The 13,977-nt window shown below is 30.4% G+C and carries 12 protein-coding genes; 4 read left to right on the forward strand and 8 right to left on the reverse strand.

Features of this window, described 5'->3' with window-relative positions; genetic code table 11:
* Positions 1–147: 147 nt before the first annotated feature.
* Positions 148–987, forward strand: a complete 840-nt coding sequence (locus tag ACY2RX_RS14425) for a tyrosine-type recombinase/integrase (RefSeq protein WP_490104688.1) — start codon at positions 148–150, stop codon at positions 985–987.
* A gap of 197 nt (positions 988–1,184) precedes the next feature.
* Here ACY2RX_RS14425 and lysS read toward each other — a convergent pair whose 3' ends face one another.
* Together lysS and ACY2RX_RS14435 are read right to left on the reverse strand one after the other, a co-directional pair.
* Positions 1,185–2,882 (reverse strand): lysine--tRNA ligase, encoded by a 1,698-nt coding sequence (lysS, locus tag ACY2RX_RS14430; RefSeq protein WP_490104689.1) that lies wholly within the window; start codon positions 2,880–2,882, stop codon positions 1,185–1,187.
* Between the two features lie 458 nt (positions 2,883–3,340).
* Complete coding sequence (locus ACY2RX_RS14435; protein ID WP_490104690.1) at positions 3,341–3,844, reverse strand: DUF456 domain-containing protein; 504 nt, start codon at positions 3,842–3,844, stop codon at positions 3,341–3,343.
* 132 nt (positions 3,845–3,976) lie between these two features.
* Between ACY2RX_RS14435 and ACY2RX_RS14440 the strand changes: the two genes are divergently transcribed.
* Both ACY2RX_RS14440 and ACY2RX_RS14445 read left to right on the forward strand, forming a co-directional pair.
* On the forward strand, positions 3,977–4,474 hold the full coding sequence (locus ACY2RX_RS14440) for an energy transducer TonB (RefSeq protein WP_490104691.1): 498 nt from the start codon (positions 3,977–3,979) through the stop codon (positions 4,472–4,474).
* Positions 4,475–4,518: 44 nt separating this feature from the next.
* Positions 4,519–4,995 (forward strand): hypothetical protein, encoded by a 477-nt coding sequence (locus tag ACY2RX_RS14445; protein ID WP_490104692.1) that lies wholly within the window; start codon positions 4,519–4,521, stop codon positions 4,993–4,995.
* A 112-nt stretch (positions 4,996–5,107) separates the two neighbouring features.
* Here the strand turns inward: ACY2RX_RS14445 and obgE are convergent, their stop codons facing one another.
* The 5 genes from obgE to secDF form a co-directional block, all read right to left on the reverse strand.
* Positions 5,108–6,097, reverse strand: a complete 990-nt coding sequence (gene obgE, locus ACY2RX_RS14450) for a GTPase ObgE (RefSeq protein ID WP_490104693.1) — start codon at positions 6,095–6,097, stop codon at positions 5,108–5,110.
* Positions 6,098–6,180: 83 nt separating this feature from the next.
* Positions 6,181–7,299 carry an adenylate kinase gene (locus tag ACY2RX_RS14455; RefSeq protein ID WP_490104694.1) on the reverse strand — a complete coding sequence of 373 codons (1,119 nt, stop codon included), beginning with the start codon at positions 7,297–7,299 and terminating at the stop codon, positions 6,181–6,183.
* Positions 7,299–7,529, reverse strand: coding sequence for a hypothetical protein (locus ACY2RX_RS14460; RefSeq protein WP_490104695.1), 231 nt, complete (start codon positions 7,527–7,529; stop codon positions 7,299–7,301). The genes ACY2RX_RS14455 and ACY2RX_RS14460 overlap by 1 nt, the downstream gene beginning before the upstream one ends.
* 48 nt (positions 7,530–7,577) lie before the next feature.
* Positions 7,578–7,790, reverse strand: a complete 213-nt coding sequence (locus ACY2RX_RS14465) for an ORF6N domain-containing protein (protein WP_490104696.1) — start codon at positions 7,788–7,790, stop codon at positions 7,578–7,580.
* Between the two features lie 98 nt (positions 7,791–7,888).
* Entirely contained in the window at positions 7,889–10,888 is a 3,000-nt protein-coding gene (gene secDF, locus ACY2RX_RS14470; protein ID WP_490104697.1) for a protein translocase subunit SecDF, read from the reverse strand.
* 198 nt (positions 10,889–11,086) lie between these two features.
* On the opposite strand from secDF, the gene ACY2RX_RS14475 reads away from it, so the two are divergent.
* A complete protein-coding gene (locus tag ACY2RX_RS14475; protein ID WP_490104698.1) occupies positions 11,087–12,763 on the forward strand; it encodes a formate--tetrahydrofolate ligase in 1,677 nt (558 codons plus the stop codon).
* 87 nt (positions 12,764–12,850) lie between these two features.
* Here the strand turns inward: ACY2RX_RS14475 and mdh are convergent, their stop codons facing one another.
* A complete protein-coding gene (mdh, locus tag ACY2RX_RS14480) occupies positions 12,851–13,777 on the reverse strand; it encodes a malate dehydrogenase (RefSeq protein ID WP_490104699.1) in 927 nt (308 codons plus the stop codon).
* Positions 13,778–13,977: the final 200 nt, after the last annotated feature.

Here is a 13,977-nt window from a genome sequence, read left to right on the forward strand (position 1 = left end):
CGTTCGGCGGCATTAGCCCGCTAGGGCTTGATGCCGCCGAACGTTAGTATATCCAAACTTAATGTTTTTTGTTTTATTATCCTAAAAAATATTTAAGTTATGTAGTAGTTTTTTTATATCTTTAACTTAACTAGAAAAAGATAAGTTATGTCCTACCTACTAAAGTTTAAAACTATATTAGAAATAAAAAGGTATAGTAAAAGCACTATTGAAAGTTACATAAATTCTATAAAAAACTTCGGATTAGAATATCAATATACTGCAAAGCATATTAAAAATTTAAGAGATAAAGACATCATTTTGTCGATAATTAATATGGTTAAGAGTAAAAACTATAGTATATCTTCGCAAAAGCAATTAATTGGAGCTTTAAAATTATTTTATAAAGAAATTTTTAATAGAGAAATAGATTTTTCAATTATTTATCCTACAAGAAAAACCGAATATTTACCTCCAATCTTATCAAAACAAGAAATTACTAATATTATCTTTTATTATCAGAATATTAAACATAAAACTATAATTGCAACTATTTATGGATTGGGTTTAAGAATTAGCGAAGCTATCAACTTAAAAATTAGCGATATAGATAGTAATAGAATGTTGGTTTCTATTAATAAAGCTAAAGGAAATAAAGATAGAATAGTTATGCTGCCCAGTAATTTATTAACCTTATTAAGAGTGTATTTTATAGAGTATAAACCTAAAGAATATCTTTTTGAAGGTTTAAAAGGTAAAAAATATAGCGATAGTAGTATTAGAAAAATATTAAAAAAAGCCGTTCATAAACTTGATATAAAAAAGAATGTAACTGTGCATACTTTAAGACATAGTTTTGCCACTCACTTATTAGAAAATGGAACTGATGTAAGAATTATTCAGAAATTGTTAGGACATAAAAATATACATACAACTTTGCAATATGTTAAGGTTGCTCAAACCACAATTATAAATGTAAAAAGCCCTATTGATTTATTAGAAATATAGATTGTCAAAAAAAAAAGAAGCTGTCTGAATAGTAACTTCTACTGTCATTTCGAGCGTAGCCGAGAAATCTAAATATTTGATTTACAATATATTTATACTGCGCTTAATTTGACAGAATTGAAATTTATTGACTTTTCAGACAGCCTCTTTTCCAGTACTTATTCAGATGCTAAAACAAGTTCAGAATGATGAATTTGCTACACAACTTCTACAAACAAACCTTCATCGGTTTTAGAAACTTTGGCAACTTCTTTTTTAGTTAAGCCTTTAATGGTTTTGTCCCATTTTTTATTTGATAAACCCGATTGCGTTTTTAATGTTGCTAAATCAATTTTTTCAGCTTTCGCTATTAGAGCAAGTAAGTCTTTTTCTTCTTGAGTAAGCTCAATATCTGCATCGATTCGCTGCTCTGGTCTCATTTGCGGAAAGAACAATACTTCTTGTATAGATTGATTATTGGTTAAAAACATAATTAATCTGTCCATCCCTATTCCCATACCAGAAGTTGGAGGCATTCCGTATTCTAACGCACGTAAAAAATCGTAATCTATAAATTCTGTGGCTTCATCATCTCCTTTTTGTGCTAATTTAAGTTGATGTTCAAAGCGCTCACGTTGGTCAATTGGGTCGTTTAATTCAGAATATGCATTGGCAATTTCTTTACCGCAAACCATCAACTCAAAACGTTCTGTTAACTCAGGATTTGTTCTGTGTTCTTTACAAAGTGGAGACATTTCTTTTGGGTAATCTGTAATAAAAGTTGGCTGAATGTAATTGCCTTCACATTTTTCACCAAAAATTTCATCAATCAATTTTCCTTTACCCATTGTTGCATCAACCTCAATATGCATCGATTTTGCAGCTTCTCTAATTTCATCCTCAGATTTATTATAAATATCAAAACCTGTAAATTCTAAAATAGAATCGCGCATAGAAATTCTTTTATAAGGCGCTTTAAAATTAATTTTATGTTCACCAAAAGTAGCTTCAGAAGTTCCATTTACTGCAATTGCACAATGTTCTAAAAGACGTTCACAGAAATTCATCATCCAATTGTAATCTTTGTAAGAAACATAGATTTCCATAGCTGTAAACTCAGGATTATGAGTTCTATCCATTCCTTCATTTCTGAAGTTTTTAGAAAATTCATACACACCATTAAAACCACCAACAATTAATCTTTTAAGATATAATTCGTTCGCAATTCTCATATATAAAGGAATGTCTAAAGAATTATGATGCGTTATAAAAGGTCTTGCTGCAGCGCCACCAGGAATGGGTTGTAAAATTGGAGTTTCAACTTCAAAATAACCAGCATCATTAAAAAAAGAACGCATTGCGTTAAACAATTTTGTTCTCTTTACAAACACTTCTTTTACTTGTGGATTTACCACTAAATCTGCATAACGTTGTCTGTAACGTAATTCAGGATCTGTAAAAGCATCAAATACTTTTCCGTCTTTTTCTTTTGGTAAAGGCAAAGGTTTTAAGGCTTTACTTAATAAGGTAAAATCTTTTACACGAACCGTTTTTTCTCCCACTTTAGTGGTAAATAATTCGCCTTCAATCCCAATAAAATCACCTAAGTCTAATAACTTTTTAAAAACATCATTGTATTTAGATTTGTCTTCTCCTGTACAAATTTCATCTCTGTTAAAATACACTTGTATTTTACCTTCTCCATCTTGTAATTGTGCAAAAGAAGCTTTTCCTTGTATGTTGATAGACATTAATCTACCAGCAATAATTACGGATTTATTATCAGCATAATCTTGTTTTATTTCTTTCGAATTTGAGTTGATTGGATATAAATCTGCTGGATAAGGATTAATACCTAAAGCACGTAATTTTACTAACTTTTCTCTACGGACAATTTCTTGTTCTGATAATTGCATTTATTGTCTAATTTTCTGATGTTTATTAAAGATTGCAAAGATACAACCTCTTATATTAATAGACAATTGAGAAAAAAATAAAAAGATGCTATAAAATTTGTGAATATCTAAAAACGTTGTATATTTGTCGGCTGCTTTTTGTTAGGGCAGCATTTAGTTGTGTTGTTTTGGCACTTTAGAAAAAGTGTCGTGGTTTTGTTAACCAATGGAAAGCTTCCCTGAAACGGGACGCTTTTTTTTTGAATTTAATTTTTTTTAGAAGCTATTTCCTGCTTTACACTATATCTTTTTTCTTTTTGTCTTTGCGAATAAAGTTTTTTCTGCTTTATGTGGCAATCTCATTTCTTCAGCAGATTACTTCATTCGTTCCTCATTTGTAATGACGCTAATTTATAAACAAGAAAAAAGGATGCCGTTTCAATCAGGGCTAAACTTATTTGCTAACTTGTTGAAATAGATTAAAAGAATTCTCCTTTTACTTTCCAAAACTGAATTAAGAATAAAACAAAATACACAGCAGCTATAGAAAACTTAATAGTGGCTGAAGCTAAAAAACCTAAAAATGCACCAAAAGAAGCTTTTAATGCACGGTTTGTATCTTTACTATCGTGCATTAATTCGCCAATTAAAGCGCCAAAAAAAGCGCCAATTAGCATTCCTAATGGAACAGGAATAAAGAAAAGACCAATAATTAAACCAATTGTGGTTCCGTAAACTCCATACTTTGTTCCGCCAAAGCGTTTGGTTCCTAAAGCAGGAATAAAATAATCGAGAATCCAGATAAGAATTGCCAACCCTAAAGTTATTCCTAGAAACATCCAATCCATAGGAATAACATCCGTAAAGTGTAAAAGTAATAAACCCACCCAACTTGTTAACGGACCAGGTAAAATAGGTAAAAATGAACCAATAATTCCTAAGCAAACAAAGACAAAGCCAAGGAGTAATAAAAATATATCCATAATTAGTTAGCTATAAGACGAGTTAGTTTAATATTTGTTACATAAAAATATAATATATTAACCAGTAAATTTTAGTAAATTTATGCAATAAATAAAAGTATGTTTTTGCGTGGTTTTATTAAAAAAATAAATATGAAAAATATAAAATTATTAAGTCTTTTAATTCTGCTATTTTCTTTAAATATATCTTCACAAGAAAAAACAAATAAGAAAGAAGTTTCTTTTTTAATTATTGATAAAGTTCCTGTTTATCCAGGTTGTACAGGAGATATACAAGAATTGAAAAAATGTTTTAGTTTGAGCATTCAAAAATTATTTGCTCAAAATTTCAATCCAGATTTAGCAAATCAATTAGGTTTGGCAGGAGGAAAGTATAGAGTTTTTATTGGTTTTAAAATCACCAACCAAGGTGATTTAGAAAATGTACTTGTTAGAGCTCCACATATAAAACTTAAAGAGGAAGTTATTAGAGTAATGAAGCTAATACCAAAAATGACTCCAGGAGAAGTTGAAGGAGAGAAAGTTGGAGTTAAATATTCTATTCCTTTTACTATTATTGTAGAAGAAACGAAAGCACAAAAAAGAGCTAGAAAAAAAAGAGAAAGAAAAGCTAGAAGGAATAAACACTAAATAAAGTATTTATTTTGCTATTTTTATGGTTGTAATAGAAGTTTATGTTTTTGCGTATTTTTTCTTTTTTATTGTTGATTGTTTTTATCACTTCGTGTGATAAATTATCATTTTCAAAAAAAGCAAATAAAACAGCCATAGATACCATTGTCGATTTTTCTTCTGTAGATACTTTTCCATCTTTTAAAATTTGCGATTCTTTAATTGATAAACAAAAAAAATCGGATTGTTTTAGAAATACAATTCACAAAAAAATAGGAGAGGAGTTACAGCAACATTCTTTTACGATAAAAGATGCTATTAATGAAATAGTTTATGTTGATTTAAGCATTAACTCAAAAGGAATTTTTACAGTTGAAAGCATTCAATCATCCCAAAAAATAAAAATGGCTTTGCCAAAATTGGATAGTTTGTTAAAAAAAAGTGTACAAAAATTACCTAAAATTTATCCAGCTGTAAAAAGAGGAATTCCTGTTACTACAAAATATAGACTACCTATTAGGATTCAGTTGAAAGAGTAGTTCGTTAATTCAGAAATGAGGAATGATTGTGGAATTTATATTTTAAGATTTCTCGACTGCGCTCGAAAAAGACAACTTATTAAAAGAAAATACTTAAAAGCAACTGTGTTGCTTAGTTCAACATTTTCCAGAGTTTGTCTTTTAGTTCTTGTAAACCAATTTGTGCCACCGATGATATAAATAAAGCTTCAACGCCTTTTGGTAATTCAGCTTTAATTTCTGCTTTTAATTCATCATCTAACATATCCGTTTTAGAAATGGCCAACAATCTATCTTTATCTAACAATTCTGGATTGTGTTTTTGCAGTTCATTCAACAAAATTTCATATTCTTTGTTGATGTCATCAGAATCTGCAGGAATTAAAAATAACAAAGTAGAATTACGTTCTATATGGCGTAAAAAACGATGTCCCAGACCTTTACCTTCTGCTGCTCCTTCTATAATTCCAGGAATATCTGCAATTACAAATGTTTGATGATTTCTGTGTTCTACAATTCCTAAATTAGGTTTTAATGTTGTAAAAGCATAATCTGCAATTTTAGGTTTTGCTGCAGTTAAAACCGATAACAAAGTAGATTTACCTGCATTAGGGAAACCTACCAAACCAACATCTGCTAATAGTTTTAATTCTATTCTGAACCAACCTTCAGCGCCATCCATTCCTGGTTGCGCATATCTTGGCGTTTGGTTTGTAGATGATTTAAAATTCCAGTTTCCGAGACCACCTTTTCCTCCAGGTAATAAAACAATTTCTTTTTGATGTTCAGTAATTTCAAAAAGGATTTCATCAGTATCTGCATCTCTAATAATTGTACCTAAAGGAACATCAATATAAACATCTTCACCATCAGAACCTGTGCTTCTACTTTTGCTACCTGCTCCACCTTGAGTTGCTCTAAAATGACGTTTGAATTTTAGGTGAAACAATGTCCACATATTTTTATCACCACGTAAAATAATGTGTCCTCCACGTCCGCCATCACCACCATCAGGACCACCCTTAGTAATATATTTTTCTCTGTGTAAATGCGCAGATCCTTGTCCGCCTTTACCAGAAGAAGCATATATTTTTATGTAGTCTACGAAGTTACCTTCTGTCATAATATTTGTGTAATTGTGTAATTGTTAAAACGTGTAAATGTACTCGTGTTTAAACAATTAAACGCTTAAACAGTTACACGTTTTTATAATTGATCAAATACTTTAGCAATTCTTTGTGTAATTTCTTTAATCGAACCTACACCATTAATTCCATAGTATTTATCTTGTGCATCAAAATAATCTTTTAAGATAGCCGTTTTTGTATTGTATTCGTTAAAACGATTTCTAATTTTATTTTCATCAGTATCATCGGTTCTACCACTAGTTTTTCCTCTTTCTAACAAACGAGTAACTAATACATCTTCAGGAACTTCTAAAGCAACCATTCCATTAATTTGTTCGCCTTTTTCGGCTAAAAAAGCATCTAAAGCTTCTGCTTGCGATTGCGTTCTTGGAAAACCATCAAAAATAAAACCGTTAGCATCAGCATTTTTTTCTACTTCAGCTTTTAACATATTAATGGTTACTTGGTCTGGAACTAAATCTCCTTCGTCCATAAATTTTTTAGCCAACAAACCTAATTCAGTTTGGTTTTTAATATTGAAACGAAATACATCTCCTGTAGAAATATGTACTAAATTGTACATCTCTTTTAAGAATTCTGCTTGTGTTCCTTTTCCTGCTCCTGGAGGGCCAAATAATACAATGTTTTTCATTTTAGGTGTTGTTGTTAATTGGTATATTGCTGGGTAATTTCTACCTAAACCATTGTAATCTAATCCATAACCAACAATAAATTTGTCTTCAATACTTTTTCCGATATAATCTATTGGAAGCTCTTTTTTAAATACATCTGGTTTAAAAAATAACGTGGCAACTTTTAGTTGTTTTAAGTTCTTGTCTCTAAAGATATTGTAAATTTCTTGTAGTGTATTACCTGTATCGATAATATCTTCTAAAATAATAACAGTTCTGCCAGAAAGATCTTCGTTAATACCTACTAATTGTTTTACATTTTCTGTGGATGATGTTCCGCTGTAAGAGGCTAACTTAACAAAAGAAACTTCGCAATTTCCATTAAATTCTCTTATAAAATCTGCAGCAAATAAAAAGCATCCATTTAAAATTCCTACAAAAATAGGAACTTCATCTTTGGGTAAATCTGCTTTTACTTGATATGCTAATTGTTTTACTATGGTAGTAATTTCTTCCTTATTAATATAAGGCTTAAAGTATAAATCTTGTAGTTTTAATATGCTCATTATTTATAGCCTATTCTTTTAGGTTCTTTTTTTTCTACTTTTGGATCTAATAAATAACGTAATGCTGTAAATACTTCAGCAAATTGTTCATCGTATTTAGATTCTAAACTTTCTATTTTATCAGAAATTTCTGAGTATTGTAATGCCATTTTTCTAAGTTGAACAAAGGCTCTCATTATTTCTATATTAACATTGATTGCTTTTTTACTTCTTAAAATACCTGAAAGCATTGCAATACCTTGTTCTGTAAATGCATAAGGTAGTTTTCTTTTTCCACCTCAACTTGAAGTCGCAAATTGCGACCGCAAATTATTCCATTCAGAAACATTTAGTTGAAACATAAAATCATCAGGAAATCGTTCTATATTTCTTTTAACTTGTTCGTTTAATCTTTTTACTTCAACTTCATACAAATCGGCTAAATGAAAATCTAACATTGTACGATGACCTCGAATTTCAAAAATATTATTTTGAATGATATCTAATTCCATATTTTTTATACAAATATAAGGTCTAATATTGAATGAAAAAACCGTTTTTAATCTGATAATCAGGAATTAAAAACGGTTTAATCTATAATGTGAAATTATTAATTATTTTTTTCTTCTTTTTTAGAAGTATCAAACATAATTGGTGTTGCCACAAATAATGATGAATATGTACCCACAGCTACACCTACAATAAGAGCAAACATAAATCCTTTAATTGAATCTCCACCAAATAAGAAGATTGCTAACATTACCAATAATGTTGTTAAAGATGTATTTATTGTTCTTCCTAAAGTAGAGCTTAATGCTTTGTCTACAACTTCGCTATATTTCCATTTTGTGTGGATACCCGCAAATTCTCTAATTCTATCAAATATTACCACGGTATCATTCAGTGAATAACCAACTACCGTTAGAATTGCAGCAATAAATGATTGACCAATTTCCATATCAAAAGGCATAAATTTGTATAGAATAGAGAATACACTCAATACAATTAATACATCATGGAAAACTGCCACAACTGCACCAATAGAGAATGATATTTTTCTAAAACGCAACAAGATGTATAAGAAAACCACAATTAATGAACCTAATACAGCATACAATGCTGATGTTTTAATATCATCTGCAATGGTTGGTTCTACTTTCATATAACTCATAACTCCAGCACCTTGTTTTTCGAAACCAGGTTTAAAGTTTTCATAAGTTGTATTTCCTAAGTATGGTTTTAATCCTGTAAATAAAGTGTTTTGAACTTGCTCATCTACCTCTTGCCCTTCTTCATCAATTTTATAAACCGTTGTTATTTTTAATTGATGGTCATTACCATAAGTTTTTACTTCTGGAGCCGTACCAAAAGCACCTTTTAAAGTTGATGCCACTTCTGTCGCACTCATTGCTTGATCAAAACGAACCACGTAAGAACGACCTCCTTTAAAGTCAACTCCTTGTTTTAATCCTATAGAGAAAATAGAAACAATTCCTGCAATAATAATTGCCCCAGAAATAATGTAAGCAATCTTACGTTTCTTTAAGAATTCTACATTGATGTTTTGGAACCATCCTTTAGAAATAGAGGTGTTAAATGTTAAGTTTGCTCCTTTATTTACAGCACTGTCAATTAAAATTCTTGTTATAAATACTGCTGTAAATAATGAGGTTGCTATACCAATCATTAATGTTAAAGCAAAACCTTTAATGGGTCCTGTACCAAAAACGTATAATATAATACCTGTTAATAAGGTGGTAATATTGGCATCTATAATTGCAGATAAAGCTCCTTTTATAGAGAATCCTTCTTCTACAGATTGTTTTAATCCTTTCTTTTTAAATAATCCTTCTTTTATTCTTTCGAAGATAATTACGTTGGCATCTACAGACATACCAATGGTTAAAATAATACCAGCTATACCAGGTAATGTTAATACAGCGTTGAATGATGCTAAAATTCCGAAAATAAATAAGATGTTTACTAATAAAGCTACGTCTGCATATAAACCAGCTTTACCATAGTATAAAATCATCCATAGTAACACTAAGATAATTGCTAACCCAAAAGAACGTACAGAAGCATCTATTGATTCTTGTCCTAAAGAAGGGCCTACTACTTCTATTTGAATGATTCTTGCAGCTGCAGGTAATTTACCAGCTTTTAAAACGGTTGCAATATCTTCTGCTTCCTCTATAGTCATACTTCCCCCAGAAATAGATGTTCTACCACCAGTAATAGGTGTGTTTACAGAAGGAGCAGTATATACATAGTCATCTAAAACAACAGCAACAAATTTACCCACATTGTCAGTTGTCATTTTTGCCCATTGTTTAGTTCCAGAACTATTCATTGTCATACTTACTTCTGGTTTGTTTAATTGATCAAACACTTGAGCAGCATCTAAAATAACATCACCTTCTATAGTGGCAACATCATTTCTATTAGATTTTATAGCATATAAATTAATTAGTTCTGAGCTTTCGTAATCATCTCCTGCATTTGCAGGTTTTTCTGGGGTAAAAGTTTTATAATCCCATAAAAACTTAACATATCTTAATTCGTCAGGTAATAAAGCTCTAACTTCTTTTCTTTTTAACAAGCCATTAATTGTAGCAGTATCTAAAACTTTAGCGGTTGCAACTAAAGAACTCATTTGCTGTTGGTTTTGTGCTATGTTAGGACTTAAATAAGTGAAAAGATTTTTTTGTACTGCTGTAGAATCTTTTTCTTCTCCTAATAAATCGTCAATATCATCTTTTTTAGTAGAGTCTTTTTCTTTTTCTATAACAGAGGTGTCTTTTAATAACTCAGCTACTTTTGCGTTTGCTGTAAAAAAGTAATTTTGAACTTCTGCATTTGTGTAAACTTCCCAGAATTGTAATTCAGCCTTACTTGTTATTAATTTTGTAACACGCTCAATATCTTTTGCGCCAGGTAATTCTATTTGAATTCTACCAGAGTTTCCAATTCTTTGAATGTTAGGTTGTGTAACACCAAATTTATCAATTCTACTTCTTAATACTTCAAAAGCAGTACCAATAGAACTGTTAATTTCTTCTTGTAAGGTTTCTTTAACAGTAGCATTAGCTTCGTTAAAAGTAATTTTTTCACTTAAAGCTTTTGTTCCAAAAATAGAGGGATCGCTTAATTTTGTATTTCCAGCAATTTTTTCAAATTCCTCAAAAAACAAATCTAAATAAGTTGCATTACTGTTTCTTTGTCTTGCATCTGCGGCTTCTAATGCTTTATTAAAAGCAATGTTTTTAGAATCGTTAGATAAGCTTTTTAAAACTTCTTTTACAGAAACTTGTAAAATAGCATTAATACCACCTTTTAAGTCAAGACCAAGATTCATTTCTTTGTCTTTTACGTCATTGTAGCTGTATTTTGTTATACCTAAATCTATAATGTCTTTGTTAGCAACACTATCTAAATAAGTTCTTTCTAACTTTGCTTTTTGTCTAGCATCACTATCAATTCCCTTAACATCAGCATAAGCTTTTGCATCATCTTCAACTTTATTTGCTAAAAATGTAAATGATAATTGGTATAAACTCACCAATCCAAAAAGGATTGCGAATAATTTAATAAGTCCCTTGTTTTGCATCTTCTTTAATTTATGTCGACTTCTTTGTTTTTAAAACGTGCAAATATAGTATTTCAAAGTAGCCTAAGCAATTATTTTACAATATTTGTGAGTCTGTTTCAATATTTTTTTATTTATAAAAAATTAAATATTGTCAACTATTAAATTTCAGTATATTTATTCGCGAAATTCATAAAAAAAATACTAAAAATTATTAAAATGACATATTTAACTGACATCGAAATTGCGCAAGCAAAAAAGTTAGTGCATATTGAAGAAATTGCAAAAAAAATAAATGTTGATGAAGATGATTTAGAAATGTATGGTAAGTATAAAGCTAAACTTCCTTTGTCTTTAATTGATGATAAAAAAGTTGATAAAAACAACTTGGTTTTGGTTACTGCTTTAACGCCTACCCCTGCAGGAGAAGGAAAAACAACAGTTTCTATTGGTTTAACAGAAGGATTAAATAGAATAAATAAACAAGCAACAGTGGTTTTAAGAGAGCCATCTTTAGGACCTGTTTTTGGTATGAAAGGTGGTGCTGCTGGTGGTGGTTATTCGCAAGTGGTGCCTATGGAAGATATTAATCTTCATTTTACTGGTGATTTTAACGCAGTTGAAAAAGCCAATAATTTATTATCTGCATTAATTGATAACAATCTTCAAAGCAAAACAGACAATTTAAATATTGATCCAAGAACTATATTGTGGAAACGTGTTATTGATATGAATGATAGAGCTTTACGCGATATTACTATTGGTTTAGGTGGCACAGCAAACGGAATTCCAAGACAAGATGGTTTTAATATTACTCCTGCATCAGAAGTAATGGCAATACTTTGTATGGCGTCAGATTTAGAAAATTTAAAAGAACGTTTAGGAAATATTTTTATAGGTTTTACTTTTGATAAAAAACCAATTTTTGCTCGCGATTTAAAAGCTGAAAATGCAATGGCAATTTTGTTAAAAGATGCTATTAAGCCAAATTTGGTACAGACTTTAGAGGAAAATCCTGCCATAATTCATGGAGGTCCATTTGCAAATATTGCTCAAGGAACAAATACAATTATTGCTACTAAAATGGGGTTGTCTTTATCTAATTATGTAGTTACAGAAGCAGGTTTTGGTGCAGATTTAGGTGCAGAGAAATTCTTGAATATTAAATCAACTTTTGCAAAATTGAATCCAAAATGTGTAGTTTTAGTAGCAACCATTAGAGCTTTACGTCATCACGGAGGTGCTGCAAAAGAAGATTATAATTCACCAAGTTTAGAAAGAGTTACAGAAGGATTTAAAAATCTTGAAAAGCATATAGAAAATATTAGAAAATATAATATTGAACCTGTAGTTGCTATCAATTCATTTTTATCAGATTCAAAAGAAGAAGCGGATTTTGTTATTGAAAAATGTGCAAGTTTAGGAGTAGAAGCTGTTTTGTCTGAAGGATGGGAAAAAGGCGGTGATGGAACTGTAGATTTAGCAAAAGCGGTAGTAAATGTTGTAGAAAACAAAGCAACTCAATACAAACCTTTATACGATTGGAAATCACCAGTAAAAGAAAAAATAGAAACGATTGCTAAAGAAATCTATGGAGCTGCAAGTGTGGAGTATAGTAAAATTGCACAATTAAATTTAAGAAGAATAGATAGGTTAGGCTTTAATAATTTTGCTATTTGTATGGCAAAAACGCAAAAATCGTTTTCAGATAATGCAACTTTAATTGGTAGGCCAGAAGGATTTACGGTTACTGTTAGAGAAATTGAAATAGCAGCAGGAGCACAATTTGTAATTCCTATTCTAGGAAAAATGATGCGAATGCCAGGTTTGCCAGCAAAACCTGCATCAGAAAATATGACTATTGATAATGATGGTGTTATTTCAGGATTGTCTTAAGTTTTAGAAAAGAGAAGTTAGAGAAATAAGAACAAAGAAAAATCCAGCTTAAGCTGGATTTTTTTCAATTTTATAAAAATCTAAAGCTTAAAGTTCTAACAATCCGTTAGTTTTAGAAACACCTTCTGCAGATTTTTGTAAATGCGCTTTTTCGGCATCACTTAAATTAATTTCTACTATGCTTTCAATTCCGTTTTTACCCAAAACAACAGGAACTCCAATACATAAATCATTTAAACCGTATTCACCTTCTAATAAAGTAGAACATGGGTAAATTTTCTTTTGATCGCAAGCAATGGCTTGTACTAAACCAGAAACTGCAGCACCTGGCGCATACCAAGCAGAAGTTCCTAATAATTTAGTTAATGTTGCGCCACCAACTTTAGTGTCTTCTAGAACTTGTTGCAATCTTTCTTCAGAAATAAATTCTGAAACAGGAACAGAATTTCTAGTTGCTAAACGTGTTAAAGGAACCATACCCACATCAGAATGACCACCAATTACCATTCCATCAACATCAGAAATAGGAGCTTCTAAAGCTTCTGCTAATCTGTATTTAAAACGAGCTGAATCTAAAGCGCCACCCATTCCAATAATTTTATTTTTTGGGATTCCAGTAGTTTTATGCACCAAGTAAGTCATAGTATCCATAGGATTAGATACTACAATAATAATGGTGTTTGGAGAATGTTCTATTAAATTAGAAGAAACTGTTTTTACAATTCCGGCATTAATACCAATTAATTCTTCACGAGTCATCCCTGGTTTGCGAGGAATACCAGAAGTAATAACACAAACATTAGAACCTGCTGTTTTGCTGTAATCATTTGTACTTCCTGTAATTTTAGTGTCAAAACCATTTAAAGAAGCAGTTTGCATTAAGTCCATTGCTTTACCTTCTGCATATCCTTCTTTAATATCTAACAAAACAACTTCCGCTGCAAAATCTTTAATAGCAATATATTCTGCACAACTTGCACCTACTGCACCAGCTCCAACTACGGTAACTTTCATATTTTTTTATTTTAAATTTAAGTTTTAATTATCTGAAACAAAGGTACAAATATTCAATAAGACTTAGTTCTAAAATATAAAAAAAGACACCTGTTAACAGGTGTCTTTTTGTGAAAATCATTTTGTCTCGTCCTGAAATAGCGTTACACTAAATTTTAAGTGTAATGAAAACAAACTATGTAAAACGTACTCAAAAAGAC

Source organism: Polaribacter sp. 2405UD43-2, assembly GCF_058147125.1.

What these genes read in the sequence shown, in the direction of transcription:
- ACY2RX_RS14445 (WP_490104692.1), top strand. Translation starts at nt 4,519, where the DNA reads ATGTTTTTGCGTATTTTTTCTTTTTTATTGTTGATTGTTTTTATCACT.
- mdh (WP_490104699.1), bottom strand. Translation starts at nt 13,777, where the DNA reads ATGAAAGTTACCGTAGTTGGAGCTGGTGCAGTAGGTGCAAGTTGTGCA.
- lysS (WP_490104689.1), bottom strand. Translation starts at nt 2,882, where the DNA reads ATGCAATTATCAGAACAAGAAATTGTCCGTAGAGAAAAGTTAGTAAAA.
- ACY2RX_RS14475 (WP_490104698.1), top strand. Translation starts at nt 11,087, where the DNA reads ATGACATATTTAACTGACATCGAAATTGCGCAAGCAAAAAAGTTAGTG.
- secDF (WP_490104697.1), bottom strand. Translation starts at nt 10,888, where the DNA reads ATGCAAAACAAGGGACTTATTAAATTATTCGCAATCCTTTTTGGATTG.
- ACY2RX_RS14440 (WP_490104691.1), top strand. Translation starts at nt 3,977, where the DNA reads ATGAAAAATATAAAATTATTAAGTCTTTTAATTCTGCTATTTTCTTTA.
- ACY2RX_RS14455 (WP_490104694.1), bottom strand. Translation starts at nt 7,299, where the DNA reads ATGAGCATATTAAAACTACAAGATTTATACTTTAAGCCTTATATTAAT.
- ACY2RX_RS14435 (WP_490104690.1), bottom strand. Translation starts at nt 3,844, where the DNA reads ATGGATATATTTTTATTACTCCTTGGCTTTGTCTTTGTTTGCTTAGGA.
- ACY2RX_RS14425 (WP_490104688.1), top strand. Translation starts at nt 148, where the DNA reads ATGTCCTACCTACTAAAGTTTAAAACTATATTAGAAATAAAAAGGTAT.
- obgE (WP_490104693.1), bottom strand. Translation starts at nt 6,097, where the DNA reads ATGACAGAAGGTAACTTCGTAGACTACATAAAAATATATGCTTCTTCT.
- ACY2RX_RS14460 (WP_490104695.1), bottom strand. Translation starts at nt 7,529, where the DNA reads ATGCTTTCAGGTATTTTAAGAAGTAAAAAAGCAATCAATGTTAATATA.
- ACY2RX_RS14465 (WP_490104696.1), bottom strand. Translation starts at nt 7,790, where the DNA reads ATGGAATTAGATATCATTCAAAATAATATTTTTGAAATTCGAGGTCAT.